The organism is Microbacterium sp. B19(2022), assembly GCF_012030385.1.
Lineage (GTDB): Bacteria > Actinomycetota > Actinomycetes > Actinomycetales > Microbacteriaceae > Microbacterium > Microbacterium oxydans_B.
The window spans coordinates 93,283-108,331 of record NZ_JAAUVO010000010.1; the positions used below are offsets into that span (position 1 = coordinate 93,283).

A 15,049-nucleotide genomic window follows, 5' to 3' on the forward strand; every position below is an offset into this window, starting at 1 on the left:
CGTACGGCGCGTCGCACGTCGTCGCCGCGATTTCGCTCGTCGCGGCGGGGCGACCGCGTCACTCGCCGTCGTCGTCGCGCTCCCAGGGCCAGCGCGGATGTTCCGCCCGGGTGCGCCGAAGGGCGATACCGCCCCACGCGGCGATCAGCCCCGCGACCACCAGCACCGCACTCACACCGCCGCGGACGAGGTCACCCGCGACGGCAGTGGCTATCACGAGGTCGGACGAACCGATCAGCACCGTGATCCACACCGCCGCGAGATGCGTGATCCCGGCGAGGAGGGCGATCGCGACGGTCGCCACGTAGGACGGGTTACCCCGTCGGAGCGTCGACCACAGCATGAGCGCGAAGACGACGACCGCCGACAGCATCCCGATCGCACCGGGTGCCTGCCCCAACCCCGGAACCGCGATGATGTCGGTGTCGGTGGCCACGCTGAGCGCCCCGAGCCCGAACACCGCGAGCGCGAAGAAGCCGATCGTCGCGAGGACCACCGCCAGGACAGCCGAAACCCCCGCGGACTCGGGCCCGCGGGGGTTCGGCGTGGTGGAGTGCGTGATTACCTCGACAGTGTCGGACCGGCTTCGAGGGTGCGCTCGTACTCGCGCTGCGCCTCGGCGTTCAGTTCGGTCTTGCGCGCGCCGCTGCGGGAGACCCACGCGCCGAACCAGATGGTCAGTTCACGGGCGAACACGAACGCGGCGATCGCGAGCGGGGCGAGCAGCTGCTCGCCGACCAACTCGAGACCCTGAGACGACGTGAGCTTCCAGAACGGTGCCTCGAACAGCTGTCCGAGGATATGGCCCGCATAGGCGATGACACCGACGATGATGCCGAAGACGACCCAGAGCCCCCAGCGACCGCGGTTGATGATCGCGCCGAGCAGCCAGAAGCCGAGGAAGAAGACGACGACCGGCGTCCAGTATCCCCAGGTCATCAGCGGCGCGAGCGCGGCTTCGCCGATGTTCTCGCCGTTCACATCGCCGGCGATCGCGCCGAGGCCCAGGGCCGTGCCGAGGTAGAGCACGGCGAAGACGAGGGTCGCGAGCAGGCCGATGAGGCCGGCGGTGCCGCGGTTGCCGCGGTCGCGGGGCGGCTCGGGCGCCTGCACGAAGATGGGCTGGGGCTGCGCCGCGCCGGTCGCACCGATCAGCGGCTCCGACGGGACGATCCGCGTCTCGGCCTCGTCGCCGTACTGCGCGTAGGCGGCACCGGCCAGACCGGACTGTTCGTGGCCGAACGGCACGGGCTCGCCCACGACCGGCTCGGGGAAGAACGACGCGGTCTCCGCGTCGGCCTCGGCTCTGACGTCGCGCACGCTCTCACGCGATTCGACGGCCGGGGACGACACGACGGCCGGGGGCGGGGATGCGAACGTCCCCGGGTGGTCACGCTCGGCGGCTTCGAATGCGGCGAGGTCGGGGTCGCCGGCCTTCTCGTCGATCGGTTCGGCCGGCCGGTTCTCCGGCGCATCGGCGGAACCGGGAACATCCGCACCCGCGGCGGCGGCGGCGTCGAGGCCGGCGTTCGCGCTGCCGACGACGTCGTCGACGTCAGTCGGCTTCTCGGGCTGGGGAGCGTCGGGGTCACTCATGGGGTGCGCCTCTCATCGGATACGTGCATTGTGAGGGTACCGCCGGGCGAACGGCCCCCGACGCAGGCGTGCCGACGTGTCGGGATACGCGCGTCGATGCCTCGTGGCGGACCATCATGGAAGGGCGTTGCGAAGCGCGGTCCCCGCGAACTCAGCGAGAGCGGGAAGGATCGGGAGGGACAGCCAGATCAGCGCCCCGATGACTCCGGCGCACACGATGCCGGCGAACCAGCTCATCGCCAGATTGCGCCCCGCCACCCGTGCCATGCCTCCACGCTATGGCCCGACCGGGATACTGGCCGGGCGCAACGCCGAGCATGCTCGCGCATGGGTTGGTGCGGCTCAGCGAGCGGTTCGCCCCCGGAGCCGCCAGAGCAGCCAGAGACCCGACGCCGGGATCAGGAGGAACCCGAGGAGGAGGAGCGCATGCCAGGCGCTGAAGCTCGGCAGCAGCGGGTTGTTCACGACCTCCTCGGGTGGGGTGCCGGTGCCGGAGGAACTTCCGGTCGAACTGAACTCGACGAAGCTCATGAACTGCACCAGGAACAACGAGAGCGCTCCGAAGACGAACGGCACGATGATCGCCACGACCTTCTCCCACGTCTTCCAGAGGGTGCTGATGCTGACGAGCACCGCGCCGACGAACCATCCGAGCACCGGAAGCAGGAAACCGCCGAAGCTCAGCGTCAATGCGGCGGCGATCGCGAAGCCGCGCGTCGATGTCGTCGACGGTCGGGGCGCGGGCGGGGCCGCCACCGGCGCGGCGACCATGATGGTGGGGCTCGCCGGCACCTCATCCTGCGCTTCCCTCGCGATGGCCACCGGATCACCGAGTCGAGCGATCCGCGCGGCGGTCTCCGCGGCGTCGAGGCCCTGCAGCTCTTCGACGATTCCGCCGCGGATGTCCGACGCGACGCCGTGCGGGAGCCCGCGCATCGCCTCGTCGAGTCGGGCGAGGTACTCCTCGCGCAGGGTGTCTGCTGTCGTCTCTGTCATGGTCGTCCCTCTCCGACGATGCCCGTCACCACACGGGCGAACGGGGTCCACTGCACTCGGAAGCGCTCGAGCTGCTCGGTACCCGACTCGGTGAGCCGGTAGTACTTGCGCACGGGTCCGCTCTCCGACGGCAGGTCGAACGTGCTGACCCAGCCGTTGTCCCGCAGCCGTCCCAGCAGCGGGTAGAGCGTGCCGATGCTGGCGATCAGCCCGGCGCCGGTGAGCGCATCGGCCAGCTGCCAGCCGTACATCGGCTCACGCGCGAGGAGTCCGAGCACGCAGTACTCGACCACCCCTTTGCGCATCTGCGATCCGACATCAGCTGTCATGCATGACAAGCTACCATGCGATGCACGTTACCTCCGACACGGATCCGTGCCGAGTGCGCCGCGGGGGCGTTCAGCCCTTCGTCGCGCCCGCGGTGAGACCGCCGACGATGTACTTCTGCAGGAAGAGGAACAGGATCATCACCGGGATGGCCGCCATCACGGCGCCCGCGGAGAACGCCGACCAGTCCGCATAGCGCGGGTTCGCGACGAGCTTGGTGAGCCCGACGACCAGCGTCTGCTGCTCCACGTCGACGAGCATGACGCTCGCGATCACATACTCGTTGACCGTGCCGATGAAGGAGAGCAGTCCGACCACCGCGAGGATGGGCGCGACCAGGCGCAGGATGATGGTGAAGAAGATGCGTGCGTGACCGGCGCCGTCGATGCGAGCGGCCTCGTCGATCTCCTTCGGGATCGTGTTGAAGAACCCGTACATCAGGTACGTGTTCACACCGAGCGCGCCGCCGAGGTAGACCAGGATCAGGCCGGTGTGGGTGTTCAGGCCGATGGCGGGGAACCAGTCCCCCAGCGTCGACATGAGCAGGAAGATCGCGACGACCGCGAGCAGCTGCGGGAACATCTGCACGACCACGATCGTGACGAGCCCGACGCGGCGCCCGGCGAACCGCATACGCGAGAAGGCATACGCCGCGCAGGCGCCGATGAAGACCGTGACCGCCCCGGTCACGACGGCGATCAGCAGGGTGTTGAGGAACCACATGCCGTACGGGTTCTGCGGGTCGCTCAGGATGCGCACGTAACTGTCGATCCCGATCGCGGAGAACAGCTGGTTCGATCCGGTCAGCGTCCCCTTCGGGTTCAGCGACGCCGAGACGACGTACAGAAGCGGGAACAAGGCGAAGGCGCTGACCACGATCGCGACGAGATGCCGCCATCCGGTATCGGCGAACCAGGCACCGAAGCTGCGGCGACGCGGGGCGAGACTCGGCCCATCGGTGGCAGCGTGAGCGGTGGTGGAGCGAGTGGTGCTCATGTCAGTTCAGCTCCTCGAGGGCCTTGGTCTTGCGGAAGCTGATGATCGAGATGGTCGCGACCACGATGAAGATCAGGATGGTGAACGCCGAAGCCAGGCCGTAGTCACGGGTCTGCCCGGTGAAGGCCACCTTGTAGACCATCGAGATCAGGATGTCGGTGTGCCCGACCGGGATGGACACGTCGCTGAAGCGCGGCCCGCCGTTGGTGAGCATGTAGATCAGGTTGAAGTTGTTGAAGTTGAACGCGAACGACGAGATCAGCAGCGGCGCGACCGTGACGAGCAGCAGCGGCAGCTTGATCCGCCGGAAGACCTGCCACGGATTCGCGCCGTCCATCACGGCGGCCTCGTTCACGTCCTCCGGGATGCCCTGCAGTGCGCCCATGCAGACGAGGAACATGTAGGGGAAGCCCAGCCACAGGTTCACCAGGAGCACCGACACCTTGGCCAGCGTCGGATCGGTGAGCCAGGGGATGTCCGCTCCCCCGAAGATGACCTGGTTGATGAAGCCGAAGCTCTCGTTCATCATGCCGGCCCAGACGAGTGCGGACAGGAACGCGGGGAACGCGTAAGGAAGGATCAGGATGATCCGGTACCCGTTGCGGAACCGCATCCGGGTGTTGTTGAACACCAGCGCGAGCAGGAGCCCGAGGAAGAATGTCGTCGCGACCGAGATCAGCGCGAACGCGAAGGTCCACACCGTCACCGAGATGAGCGGTCCGCGGATCGAGGAGTCGGTGACCGCGCGCACGAAGTTGTCGAAGCCGACCGTGGTCTGCCATCCCGGCAGCAGCTGCTCGCCGTCGTCGGCGGTGAAGGCTCCGTCGCCCGTGTCGGCGTACACCGTGCCCGTGGTGGTGTCGGTGATGGTGTCGGCGGCCTCGTCGTACTCGAGCGTCGAGACGTAGAGGTACCCCTTCTGTCCGTCCGGCGCGCGCAGGCTGCCGTCGTTCGGGTCGTCGCTGAAGGGGACCGACAGCTTCTCGAGTTCTTCCGAGAGGGTGAACACGGTAGCCAGCGGGAGCGTCGTCCAGCCGTCGACCGCGACGGCCTGTCCGCCCTCGAACTGCGCGTCGACCTCTTCGAGCGGCTGCTCGGCCGTGCCGAGAAGCGCTTCGCCGGAGTCCGGGTCGGTGACGAGAAGACCGTAGGTGCCGAACTGCTCGACGACCGTCACCGGATAGGTGGGCGAGTCCTCGACCCGCTCCTGCGCCGACGCGAGGAGAGAGGAGATGGCCTGGTCTTTCGTGCCGTTGTGCCCGGTGCCGTAGTTCGTGAACCCGATGTAGCCGGTGTAGAGCAGCGTGAACACCTGGAACAGGATCAGGAAGATGATGCCGGGTGTCAGGTACTTCGCCGCGATGCGCTTGCGGGAGAAGTAGATGTAGTTGACGAGGACGGCGACCGCGACGACGATGCCGAGGATCAGCCACTCCTGGTGGGCGAAGAGCACGAACGCCGCATACAGGGCGATCGCGTCGACGACGGCCAGCAGGAGGATCTTCAGCAGCATCCAGCCGATCGGGCCGGATGCCGCCTCGGCGATCTTCGCGGCCTGGCGCTGGCGTCTGGTCGGAGGAGCGGTGCGCTCGTCGATGTCAGTCATGTCGTCCTCGTCATGATCCTGCCGGGGCGGACGGAGGAGTCCACCCCGGCAGGGTCAGTGTGATGGCTGTTACTTGATCGCGGCGGTCACGTCGTCGACGAGCTTCTGCCACGTCGTCTTCGGGTCCGCGCCGTTGATGATCGCGGCCTCGGCCACGCCCCAGAATTCCCACACCGCGCCCATCGCCGGGATAGCCGGCATCGGCACGGCGTCTTCGCCGACGGCCTGGAAGCCGGCGATGATCGGGTCGGACGCCGCGGTGTCGGCGGCAGCGGTGAGCGCCGGCAGGACGTTGCCGGCCTTGAACAGCTCGAGCTGCACGTCTTCGGTGCCGATGTAGTTGACGAGGAAGTCGTTCGCGGCGACCTTGTTCTTCGACTCGGAGCTGACGAAGAAGCCCTTGACGCCGGCGAACGGCGAAGCGGTCTCACCGGTCGGGCTGGGGATCGGGTCGATCGCGACGTTGATGCCGGCGTCGGTTGCGGCCCCCACGTTCCACGGGCCGGTCAGCCAGAAGGCGGCCGTGCCGTCGAGGAACTGCTGCTTGGCGATCTCGCCGTCGACGTCGGTGTTCAGCACGCCCGCAGCGCCCTGCACACCCAGCCAGTCGGCGAAGGCGAAGCCGCCCTCACTGCCGAGCTGCAGGTCGGTGGGGTCGTAGCTGCCCGAGTCATCGGTGCCGAAGACCGGGGCACCGAACGCGGTCTGGAACGGGTACAGGTGGTACGGGTTGCCCTCGGCGCCCTGCTCGACGACGAAGGTGCCCTTCGAGACCATGTCGTCGAAGCTGGTCGCGGCGGCCGGGACGAGGTCGGCGTTGCGCAGCACGGCGATGTTCTCGACCGCGTACGGAAGCATGTACACGGTGCCCTCGTAGGTTGCGGCCTGCAGCGCGACCGGAAGGTAGTCCTCGGAGCTGTCGCCGAGCTCGATCGGCGCGACGACGCCGTTGGTGGAAAGCTCGCCCAGCCAGTCGTGCGCACCCATGACCACGTCAGGGCCCTTGCCGGTCGGGACCTGCTGGATGAAGTCGTCCTTCATGTCGTCGACCGACTTGCCGACGAGCTCGACCTTGACGCCGGTCTTGTCCTCGTAGGAGTCCGCCGCGGTCTGCAGCGCGTCCACGCGCTCGGCGTCGACCCAGACGACCAGCTTGCCGCTGCCTTTGGAGTCGGAGGTGTCGTCGCCGCTGGTCCCTGCGGAGCAGCCGGCAAGCGTCAGAGTCGAAACGATGGCGATCGCGCCTGCGGCGGCGATGCCCCTCTTGTTCACCTTCATTGGTGTGTGCCTCTCTCGGTGCTGGTGGCCTGCACAGACTGCAAGCGCTTACAGTATGCATCGGATACGACTCCTTTTGCAACGAAGAAGAGCGTCGATACCAACCCGTGACCGGGCAGATCGGAAGCGCCGGGTGTGAAAACGCTTCCACAGGACTCGACAGGGAGCGCTCGTAGACTGTGGGGATGACGGATCGTTCCCTTCGTGTCGCGCGAACAGCGGCGGGTCTCCTCCTGACGCTGTCGGCGATCGCCCTGAGCGGCTGCACGGCGTTCTCCACGGGATATGCCGTGCTGGATCGCGAGGCCGAACCGGCGGACGCGCTGCCGGACGCCGTGGCCGCGCAGTACTCCGTCGACGACGCGGATCTCTCATCGGCGCGGTTCGTCGGTGAGCACTCCGGCAGCTCGATCTGGCTGTTGCACGGCGCCGACGAGGGGACGATCTGCGTGCTCGCCCACCTCGACGAGACCGCAGGCGGCATGGCCTGTGGAGGCGAGCGCGGGCCCATCGGGATGAGCGGACCCGCAGGTCACTTCATGGTGGTGCCGGACGACTACCCCACTCCGGACGGAGCAACCAGGATCTCCGACAATGTGTACGCACTGAGCCCCTGAGTAGGATGAAACCATGGCTGACAGTTCTTTTGACATCGTCTCGAAGGTGGATCATCAGGAGGCCGAGAACGCCCTGAACCAGGCCCGCAAGGAGATCGAGCAGCGCTACGACTTCAAGGGCACGGGTGCGTCGATCGCCTGGAGCGGCGAGAGCATCCTCATCATCGCGAACACCGAGGAGCGGGCGAAGGCCGTGCTCGACGTGTTCCAGTCCAAGCTCATCAAGCGCGGCATCTCGCTGAAGAGCCTCGAGTCGGGCGATCCGTTCGCCAGCGGCAAGGAGTTCCGCATCGTCTCGACGCTCAAGGACGGCATCTCCTCGGAGAACGCGAAGAAGATCGGCAAGATCATCCGCGACGAGGGTCCCAAGGGCGTCAAGAGCCAGATCCAGGGCGACGAGCTGCGCGTGCAGTCCAAGAGCCGCGACGACCTGCAGTCGGTCATCGCGCTGCTGAAGGGCGCCGACCTCGATCTCGACCTGCAGTTCATCAACTACCGCTAGGCGAACTCCCGCCTGCACGACGAAAGGCCCCACTCGGCGAAAGACCGAGTGGGGCCTTTCGTCTGCCCACGGCCGCGACTTCGGTCTTCCGGAGCCGAGCAGTAGGATCGCATACCGGAATATCGGCGTGAGTGGCCAAGACTGGAAACGTCGCCGACAGCCGTGTGCCCCCACACGCGACGACAGGCGTAGATCGTGTTGGAGACCGACGCGACCTCATGATGCGGTGGCCCACCCGGGGCTGATCATGAGGATGCTCGGGAAATGAAGGGCAACTGGGGGCAGGTCCATGAGCATTATCGGATCGACGAGTGTCGGCGAGAGCAAGCAGCTTCTGGCCGAAGAGGTGTTCCACCACCTCGGCAGACAGATCATCGAGGGCACGCTCGAGGCCGGCGAACGCATCCGCGACGTCGACGTGGCCGAAGAGCTGCACGTATCGCGAACACCCGTTCGCGAAGCGCTTCAGCGTCTGGAGCGGCTGGGGATGGTGACGATGTATCCGAGCCGGTACACCGAGGTGACCGAGGTGACCTCGGAGACGATCGCGCAGTCGCTCGAGTTCGCCGGGTACCAGGCGGCGATCGCCGCACGGCTGGCCGTTCCGCGCATCAGCGACGCGCAGCGCGATCACGTCGTCCGACTCGTGGCCGCGATGCACGCGTCGCTCGAGGACACGGCGACGACCTCGGACGCACGATGGGCGGTGTTCTCGTATCTCGGAGATCGGAGCGGGAACGCGCAGCATCGCACGCTGATGGAAGACGCGAGCATGGTTCTGTTCCGCAACCTCCGCGACTGGGTGGTCCCCGCGAAAGACCGCGCTCGGATGCGGGATGTGTACATCGCCTTTGCGGGCGCCGTCCGCGACGGCGACGGCGACGAGGCGGAGCGTCTGGTCCGGGCGATGTACTACCTGTGACGCGAGATCAGAGGGCCGCGCGCCAACCCGTGACCCAACGCTCGAGGCGTCGGTAGGCGTCCTCGCGCGCGTCGTGGCGCGAGAGGAAGACGTCGTGGAGCGCGCCGTCGATGCGTTCCACCGTCACGCTCGCCCCGAGCCGCAGTGCCGCGCGCGCGATGTCGTCGACGACGAGCACGGAGTCGGCGCTGGTGAGCTCTTCCGACCACCGCGTCGGGGGCGCGAACCGCGCCGAGAGCAGCACGCACACCGGAGCCGTGATCGACAGCCCCGCGGCCACGGTCTTGTGCCCGGAGAGGATCGCGTGCAACCAGCCCGCGTACACCGCCATCGTCTGTGCCGGGCGCCACAGCGCGTTCACCTCCATCGGATCATCCGGGTCGGCGACCTCGTGCTGAGCGCGAGTGTAGAAGCCGAGGTCGACCTGCGGCGCCGCCTCCATCGGCCGGATCCGTGCCTGCAGCTCGACCATCGGCGCGATCGCCGCCCGCGCCGGCGCGAACTGGAACTCCAGCCAAGGGCTGTTCAGGATCACCGCATCCGCCGCACCCGGATGACGTGACGCCCAGAGACTCAGCGTGAGCCCGCCCGTCGAATGACCGAGCAGAACCAGACGCCGGGAGGACTCGGTGCCGCCCCTCCCCCGCCCCATAGCCTCCAACGCCGCCCCGATGTCCTCGTCGTAGGTGGCGAGGTCGGCGACGTAGCCGGGCGTCTGCCCGTCGCGGAGGCTGCGTCCGTACTTGCGGAGGTCGAGGGCGAAGAAGCGGGCGCCCCGCGAGGTCCAGAAACGCGCGAGTCGCTTCTGGAAGAAGTAGTCCGACCAGCCGTGCACGTAGAGCACGTCGACGCCGTCGAGCAGCGGCCAGCGCCCACGGATGCGATGCCAGAGATCCGGCTCGGCCGGGAGCGCGCGCACCAGGGTCGCCACCACCGGACCCTGCTCATCGGTGCCGAGGTCGAGAGTCAGCTGCTGGAACTCATCGCCGAGCACATCCCGGATCCATTCGGTCATGCATTCCTCCCCCGTCGTCGCCAGGCTAGCCGACGAGCACGGGGGCGATGGAGGCGAACCTCCTACTCGCCGCGGGAGACGCGCACCATCTCGTCGCGCGGGACGACCTTGACGCGGGCGCGCTCGTCGGGAGCACCGAGGGCGATCTCGTGCTCGTCGAGACGGTGCCAGCCCTCGAGATCGGTCCAGCGCACGCCGCGCTCCCGCAGCAGCTCGACGACGGCCTCCTCGGACGGATCCTCCGGGTGCCACCAGGAGCCCTGGTCGTTGATGATGTGCCGCACGGTCTCCATCGCGTCGGACTTGGTGTGCCCGATCAGCCCCACCGGGCCGCGCTTGATCCAGCCGGTCGCGTAGATGCCGGAGACCCGCTCGTTGGAATCCTTCGCGAGCACCTGACCCTCGCGGTTCGGGATGACACCGTGCTTCTTGTCGAAGGGCACGCCGGGAAGGGGCGAGCCGAAGTAGCCGATGGCGCGGTACAGCGCCTGGAGCGGCACCTCACGCATCTCACCGGTTCCCACCGCGCCGCCCTGACCGTCGGGCTGTGTGCGCTCGTAGACGAGTGCCGCGACGCGACCGTTCTCGTCCTTGCGCACCTCGACCGGGCGCGCCCAGAAATGCAGGTGCAGTCGGCGCGATGCCGTGCCCCCGGCGTTGTTCACCGAGTCGCGCTTGCGCCAGGACTGCAGGATGCGGTCGATGACCATGACCTGCTTGTTGCTGGCGACAGCATCCTTCGAGGCCTCGTCGTAGTCGAAGTCCTCGTCGTAGACGACCATGTCGACATCGCGCAGCTCGCCGAGCTCGCGGAGCTCCAGCGGAGTGAACTTCACCTGCGCCGGTCCGCGGCGTCCGAAGACGTGCACGTCGGTGATCTCGCTGGCCTTGAGACCCTCGTAGACGTTGGCCGGCACCTCGGTGACCAGCAGATCCTCGGCGTGCTTCGCGAGCATGCGCGCGACGTCGAGCGCCACGTTGCCGTTGCCGAGCACTCCGACGGATGCGGCATCCAGCGGCCACTCGCGCGGCACATCGGGATGTCCGTCGAACCAGCTGACGTAGTCGGCGGCACCGTAGGACGCGACAGCATCGATCCCGGGGATCTCCATGGACGTGTCGCGGATCGCTCCGGTCGCGAAGACGACAGCGTTGTAGTGCTTCTTCAGGTCGTCGAGGGTGATGTCCTCACCGAAGCGCACGTTGCCGAACAGGCGGATGTCTCCGCGGTCGAGCACATCGCGCAGCGCGTTGACGATGCCCTTGATGCGGGGGTGATCGGGGGCGACGCCGTAGCGGACCAGTCCGTAAGGAGCAGGGAGCTGCTCGAAGAGATCGATCGAGACGTCGAACTTGCGCTCGGCCTTCAGCAGGATGTCCGCGGCGTAGATGCCGGCGGGGCCCGCACCGACGATGGCCAGTCTGAGCTTGGTCATGGAGGTCCTTTCGTATGCCGATGCAACCGGCGTGCGACCCGAAGGTCGCGAGCAGTCAGCTGGAGCGTTCGGCGAGGGTCTCTGCGAATCGGGTCAGCGCCTCGCGCACGGTGCCGCGCGGCAGCGGTGCGAGCGCATCGACGGCATCCCTCGTCCACGCATGCGCGAGTTCGAGGGTCTTCTGCGTCACCAGGTGATCGCGCAGCTCGTCGAGCGGGCCGTCGAGGATCGAGGGGTCTGCCCCATCGGCGATGAGGGCCACACCGTCGTCGATGCGCGCTGCGAGGTCGACGGCGGCGCCATCGGGCTCGGCCTTCAACAGCAGGTACGGCATGGTCGGGACGCCGGCGCGGAGATCGGTGCCCGGCACCTTGCCGGTCTCTTCGGGCTTGGCCGACAGGTCGATCACATCGTCGAGCAGCTGGAACGCGACGCCGATCTTCTCGCCGTACACCCGCAGCGGCTCCTCGTACTCGCTCGGCGCGTTGGAGAAGATCACACCGCCCTGCGTGGCGGCGGCGATCAGCGAACCGGTCTTGTCGGCGAGCACCTGGATGTAGAACGCGATCGGGTCGTCATCCTGCTGCGGCCCGAGGGTCTCGTGCATCTGGCCGAGGACCAGGCGCTCGAACGTGTCGGCCTGGAGCCGGATGGCGCGTTCGCCGAGCCGGGACATCAGCTGGCTGGCGCGGGAGAAGAGGATGTCGCCCGTGAGGATGGCGATGTTGTTGCCCCACACGGCATGCGCCGCCGGCACGCCACGACGGCGGTCGGCGCCGTCCATGACGTCGTCGTGATAGAGCGAGCCCAGGTGGGTGATCTCGAGCGCCTTGGCGACATCGATCACCTCGGAGGTGTTGCCGTCGCCGAGCTGGGCGGCGAGGAGCGTGAGCACGGGACGGATGCGCTTGCCGCCCGCCTCGTACAGGTAGCGGCTGGCAGCGTCGGCCAGTGGGTCGGCGACACGGACGTCTTGCGCGAGGCCGGTCTCGACGAGCTCGAGGCCGTCTTCGATCGCGCGGGCGACCTTGCGTGCGGCAGGGCCGATGAAGACGCGGTCGCTGAACCCCAGACGGCTCGCCAGCCGCGAACCCGGGGCGATGGGGCTCGAAGTCACGGTCCCAGCCTACCTGCGCCGGGATGCCGCAGTTGCGTGCGCGGCGCTCACGCGGGCTTGCGCGCTCGGTGCAGGGCGACGATGCCGAACGTGAGGTTGCGGTAGGCCACGTCGCTCCAACCCGCCTCGCGGATCCAGGCCGACAACTTCTTCTGGTCGGGCCACTCGCGGATCGACTCGTTGAGGTAGTCGTACGCGTCGCCGTTGGTGCCCGCCACGCGGGCGACGCGGGGCAGCACCTGCGCGTTGTAGAAGCGGTACGCACCGCGGAACAGCGCGCCCGGAGGCGTGGAGAACTCGTTGATCACGAGCCGGCCGCCCGGCTTGGTCACCCGGTACAGCTCACTCAGCGCCTTCTTCGGGTCGTTGACGTTGCGCAGTGCATACGACATCGTGACCGCGTCGAACTCGGCATCCGCGAACGGCAGCGCCGTGGCATCCGCCTGCACGAACGACAGGTTGCGCATCGCACCGTGGCGGCGCTCGCCCTCGGCCAGCATCCCGGGCGAGAAGTCGGCCGCGACCACGTCGGCACCGCTGCGAGCGAGCGACGCTGACGACGACGCGGTGCCGGCACCGAGGTCGAGGATCCGCTCCCCGGGCTTCGGGGCGACGGCACGGGTGGTCGCCGCGCGCCACAGCACGTCGTTGCCGAAGGTCATGGCCGTGTTGGTGCGGTCGTACCCGGCGGCGACCTGGTCGAACATGCCGCTGACGCGGGCGGGGTCCTTGCCGAGATCGGCGCGGTTCTTCTCGTTCGAAGTCACGCGTTCAGTCTAGGCGCGAGGCCCAGGGCCTCGAGGCGGTCGAGCCACGGATCGGCGGTGGCATCGTCGAACGGTGCGACCTGCGCGCGCACCCGCTCCTCGAGGTCGAGGGCGAGCGCCTCGAGGTGCGCCATGACGTCGGCGGGATAGCCGTAGCGGGCGCTGTGCTCAGCCCACTCGTCGCGGTCGTCGACCCAGGTGCCCCGAGCCCCGGCCACGCGAACGACATCGAGGTCCATGTCGATGCCGGTCGCGAGGAGCGGCTCGTCTGACCAGTGGATGTCCCAGCCCAGGTCGATGTAGATGCGCATGCCGCGGCGGTGGCGACGGTTCACCGTCACAGCGTGGTCACCGCTCGCCGGGACGAGAGTGACGTTGGGACCGCCCGCGTGGAACTCGGCCCCGGGCCGGAAGCTGTGCCAGCCCACCGGCTGCCCGATCCAGTCGCCCCACTCGTCGGCGCCGAGATACACGCACTCGTGCCGCCAGTGCGGCGACCCGTCCCACTTGCGCCACTGGAAGACCATCTCGGTGCCGGGTGCGGGGCGTGCATCGCTCATCCGTTCACCCTACGACGGCGCGAATCCGTGGCTCCTGTGCGGCATAGGCTGGATGCGTGCACACCACCCACCTGGTCGTGGAGACCCGAGAGATCGACCCGGTCGAAGACCTCCTCGCCTACGCGGATCCCGCTCGCCCGCTCGCCTGGCTGCGGCGCGGAGACGGCATCGTCGCGGTCGGAGAGCCGCTCGCCGAGCTCCGCCCTCCGGCATCCACCGGCGAATCACGCACCGCCGTCGTCGCGGCCCTGTGGCGCGACATGACCGCTCAGGCCGAGATCTCCGACCCCGTGGGGCTGCCCGGCAGCGGGCTGGTGGCGTTCGGCGCGTTCGCATTCGACGAGGAATCCGCGGCCGACAGTGTGCTCGTCGTCCCGAGTCAGGTGCTCGGGCGTCACGGCGATCGCTTCTGGGAGACCCGCATCCGGATCGCCGCGTCGCCCGCCGCCGACGAGGTCTTCGCCACGCAGCCGTACGGTCCGCACTGGGCCGGCACGGTCGGACCGGGAGCCCAGAGTCCGCAGGGCTACCAGGACTCGGTGCGCCGGGCTCTGACCCGCATCGCCGACGGCGAGCTGAGCAAGGTCGTGCTGGCGCGCGACCTCACCGGCACCATCCCTGCGGGGTCGGACCTGCGCCGCCTCGTGCGCGCCCTGTCGACCGGCTACCCCGACACGTGGGCCTTCGCCGTGGACGGGCTGATCGGCGCGAGCCCGGAGACCCTGGTCACGGTGCACGACGGCACGGTCACCGCTCGTGTGCTCGCCGGCACCATCGGCCGAGGCGCGGATGCGGATGCCGACACCGCAGCATCCTCCCACCTCGCCTCGAGCACCAAGGATCTCGACGAGCACCAGTACGCCGTGCAGAGCGTCCTCGCCTCGCTGCGGACGCACACGAGGGCACTGGCCGCGAGCGAGCAGCCGTTCCTGCTGAAGCTCCCGAACCTCTTCCATCTCGCGACAGACGTCGAGGGCGAGCTCGCCGACGGCGAATCGGCTCTCGACCTGGTGCAGGTGCTGCATCCGACCGCCGCCGTCGCCGGCACGCCGACCCCCGCAGCCATCGCCGCCATCCGCGATCTCGAGCCCTTCGACCGCGGACGCTACGCCGGCCCGGTCGGCTGGGTGGACGCCGCGGGCAACGGCGAGTGGGCGATCGCGCTGCGCTGCGCGCAGTTCACGGCCGGCTCGGGTGAGATCGGCGTGACCGCATACGCCGGCGCCGGGATCGTCGCGGGTTCCGACCCCGAGAGCGAACTGCTCGAGACACGGGTGAAATTCCGGCCGCTGGTCGACGCGCTGGCCTGAGCGC

The 15,049-nt window shown here is 68.4% G+C and carries 17 protein-coding genes; 4 read left to right on the forward strand and 13 right to left on the reverse strand.

Annotated features, from left to right (window positions below):
• Window positions 1-58: 58 nt before the first annotated feature.
• The 8 genes from HCX50_RS11125 to HCX50_RS11160 form a co-directional block, all read right to left on the reverse strand.
• Window positions 59-496 carry a hypothetical protein gene (locus tag HCX50_RS11125; RefSeq protein WP_167634396.1) on the reverse strand — a complete coding sequence of 146 codons (438 nt, stop codon included), beginning with the start codon at window positions 494-496 and terminating at the stop codon, window positions 59-61.
• 65 nt (window positions 497-561) lie between these two features.
• The gene (locus tag HCX50_RS11130) at window positions 562-1,596 is read right to left on the reverse strand and encodes an ABC transporter (protein ID WP_167634398.1); all 1,035 of its coding nucleotides are present in this window, start codon (window positions 1,594-1,596) and stop codon (window positions 562-564) included.
• 114 nt (window positions 1,597-1,710) lie between these two features.
• Window positions 1,711-1,863 carry a hypothetical protein gene (locus HCX50_RS11135; RefSeq protein WP_167381524.1) on the reverse strand — a complete coding sequence of 51 codons (153 nt, stop codon included), beginning with the start codon at window positions 1,861-1,863 and terminating at the stop codon, window positions 1,711-1,713.
• A gap of 75 nt (window positions 1,864-1,938) precedes the next feature.
• Entirely contained in the window at window positions 1,939-2,592 is a 654-nt protein-coding gene (locus tag HCX50_RS11140) for an HAAS signaling domain-containing protein (RefSeq protein ID WP_091029505.1), read from the reverse strand.
• On the reverse strand, window positions 2,589-2,921 hold the full coding sequence (locus tag HCX50_RS11145; RefSeq protein WP_029260913.1) for a PadR family transcriptional regulator: 333 nt from the start codon (window positions 2,919-2,921) through the stop codon (window positions 2,589-2,591). Before HCX50_RS11145 ends, HCX50_RS11140 begins: the two co-directional genes overlap by 4 nt.
• A gap of 70 nt (window positions 2,922-2,991) precedes the next feature.
• A complete protein-coding gene (locus tag HCX50_RS11150; RefSeq protein ID WP_091029502.1) occupies window positions 2,992-3,915 on the reverse strand; it encodes a sugar ABC transporter permease in 924 nt (307 codons plus the stop codon).
• A gap of 1 nt (window position 3,916) precedes the next feature.
• The gene (locus tag HCX50_RS11155) at window positions 3,917-5,521 is read right to left on the reverse strand and encodes an ABC transporter permease subunit (protein WP_167634400.1); all 1,605 of its coding nucleotides are present in this window, start codon (window positions 5,519-5,521) and stop codon (window positions 3,917-3,919) included.
• A 69-nt stretch (window positions 5,522-5,590) separates the two neighbouring features.
• Window positions 5,591-6,799, reverse strand: coding sequence for a sugar ABC transporter substrate-binding protein (locus HCX50_RS11160; protein ID WP_091029495.1), 1,209 nt, complete (start codon window positions 6,797-6,799; stop codon window positions 5,591-5,593).
• Window positions 6,800-6,984: 185 nt separating this feature from the next.
• On the opposite strand from HCX50_RS11160, the gene HCX50_RS11165 reads away from it, so the two are divergent.
• From HCX50_RS11165 to HCX50_RS11175, 3 genes are all read left to right on the forward strand, one after another.
• Window positions 6,985-7,416, forward strand: coding sequence for a hypothetical protein (locus HCX50_RS11165; RefSeq protein WP_167634402.1), 432 nt, complete (start codon window positions 6,985-6,987; stop codon window positions 7,414-7,416).
• A gap of 13 nt (window positions 7,417-7,429) precedes the next feature.
• On the forward strand, window positions 7,430-7,918 hold the full coding sequence (locus HCX50_RS11170) for a YajQ family cyclic di-GMP-binding protein (RefSeq protein ID WP_091029487.1): 489 nt from the start codon (window positions 7,430-7,432) through the stop codon (window positions 7,916-7,918).
• A gap of 289 nt (window positions 7,919-8,207) precedes the next feature.
• A complete protein-coding gene (locus HCX50_RS11175; protein WP_167634404.1) occupies window positions 8,208-8,840 on the forward strand; it encodes a GntR family transcriptional regulator in 633 nt (210 codons plus the stop codon).
• A gap of 7 nt (window positions 8,841-8,847) precedes the next feature.
• Here HCX50_RS11175 and HCX50_RS11180 read toward each other — a convergent pair whose 3' ends face one another.
• The 5 genes from HCX50_RS11180 to HCX50_RS11200 form a co-directional block, all read right to left on the reverse strand.
• Window positions 8,848-9,855: an alpha/beta hydrolase gene (locus tag HCX50_RS11180; protein ID WP_167634405.1), complete on the reverse strand. Its 1,008-nt coding sequence runs from the start codon at window positions 9,853-9,855 to the stop codon at window positions 8,848-8,850.
• Between the two features lie 62 nt (window positions 9,856-9,917).
• Window positions 9,918-11,291 carry an FAD-dependent oxidoreductase gene (locus HCX50_RS11185; protein ID WP_091029479.1) on the reverse strand — a complete coding sequence of 458 codons (1,374 nt, stop codon included), beginning with the start codon at window positions 11,289-11,291 and terminating at the stop codon, window positions 9,918-9,920.
• A 55-nt stretch (window positions 11,292-11,346) separates the two neighbouring features.
• Window positions 11,347-12,408, reverse strand: a complete 1,062-nt coding sequence (locus HCX50_RS11190) for a polyprenyl synthetase family protein (RefSeq protein ID WP_167634407.1) — start codon at window positions 12,406-12,408, stop codon at window positions 11,347-11,349.
• A gap of 47 nt (window positions 12,409-12,455) precedes the next feature.
• The gene (locus tag HCX50_RS11195; RefSeq protein WP_167634409.1) at window positions 12,456-13,175 is read right to left on the reverse strand and encodes a ubiquinone/menaquinone biosynthesis methyltransferase; all 720 of its coding nucleotides are present in this window, start codon (window positions 13,173-13,175) and stop codon (window positions 12,456-12,458) included.
• The gene (locus HCX50_RS11200) at window positions 13,172-13,735 is read right to left on the reverse strand and encodes a DUF402 domain-containing protein (RefSeq protein ID WP_167634411.1); all 564 of its coding nucleotides are present in this window, start codon (window positions 13,733-13,735) and stop codon (window positions 13,172-13,174) included. Before HCX50_RS11200 ends, HCX50_RS11195 begins: the two co-directional genes overlap by 4 nt.
• 56 nt (window positions 13,736-13,791) lie before the next feature.
• Between HCX50_RS11200 and HCX50_RS11205 the strand changes: the two genes are divergently transcribed.
• Window positions 13,792-15,045, forward strand: coding sequence for an isochorismate synthase (locus HCX50_RS11205; RefSeq protein WP_091029465.1), 1,254 nt, complete (start codon window positions 13,792-13,794; stop codon window positions 15,043-15,045).
• The last annotated feature ends 4 nt before the right edge of the window (window positions 15,046-15,049 follow it).

What these genes read in the sequence shown, in the direction of transcription:
- HCX50_RS11185 (WP_091029479.1), bottom strand. Translation starts at nt 11,291, where the DNA reads ATGACCAAGCTCAGACTGGCCATCGTCGGTGCGGGCCCCGCCGGCATC.
- HCX50_RS11180 (WP_167634405.1), bottom strand. Translation starts at nt 9,855, where the DNA reads ATGACCGAATGGATCCGGGATGTGCTCGGCGATGAGTTCCAGCAGCTG.
- HCX50_RS11155 (WP_167634400.1), bottom strand. Translation starts at nt 5,521, where the DNA reads ATGACTGACATCGACGAGCGCACCGCTCCTCCGACCAGACGCCAGCGC.
- HCX50_RS11150 (WP_091029502.1), bottom strand. Translation starts at nt 3,915, where the DNA reads ATGAGCACCACTCGCTCCACCACCGCTCACGCTGCCACCGATGGGCCG.
- HCX50_RS11140 (WP_091029505.1), bottom strand. Translation starts at nt 2,592, where the DNA reads ATGACAGAGACGACAGCAGACACCCTGCGCGAGGAGTACCTCGCCCGA.
- HCX50_RS11135 (WP_167381524.1), bottom strand. Translation starts at nt 1,863, where the DNA reads ATGGCACGGGTGGCGGGGCGCAATCTGGCGATGAGCTGGTTCGCCGGC.
- HCX50_RS11130 (WP_167634398.1), bottom strand. Translation starts at nt 1,596, where the DNA reads ATGAGTGACCCCGACGCTCCCCAGCCCGAGAAGCCGACTGACGTCGAC.
- HCX50_RS11160 (WP_091029495.1), bottom strand. Translation starts at nt 6,799, where the DNA reads ATGAAGGTGAACAAGAGGGGCATCGCCGCCGCAGGCGCGATCGCCATC.
- HCX50_RS11145 (WP_029260913.1), bottom strand. Translation starts at nt 2,921, where the DNA reads ATGACAGCTGATGTCGGATCGCAGATGCGCAAAGGGGTGGTCGAGTAC.
- HCX50_RS11200 (WP_167634411.1), bottom strand. Translation starts at nt 13,735, where the DNA reads ATGAGCGATGCACGCCCCGCACCCGGCACCGAGATGGTCTTCCAGTGG.
- HCX50_RS11165 (WP_167634402.1), top strand. Translation starts at nt 6,985, where the DNA reads ATGACGGATCGTTCCCTTCGTGTCGCGCGAACAGCGGCGGGTCTCCTC.
- HCX50_RS11170 (WP_091029487.1), top strand. Translation starts at nt 7,430, where the DNA reads ATGGCTGACAGTTCTTTTGACATCGTCTCGAAGGTGGATCATCAGGAG.
- HCX50_RS11175 (WP_167634404.1), top strand. Translation starts at nt 8,208, where the DNA reads ATGAGCATTATCGGATCGACGAGTGTCGGCGAGAGCAAGCAGCTTCTG.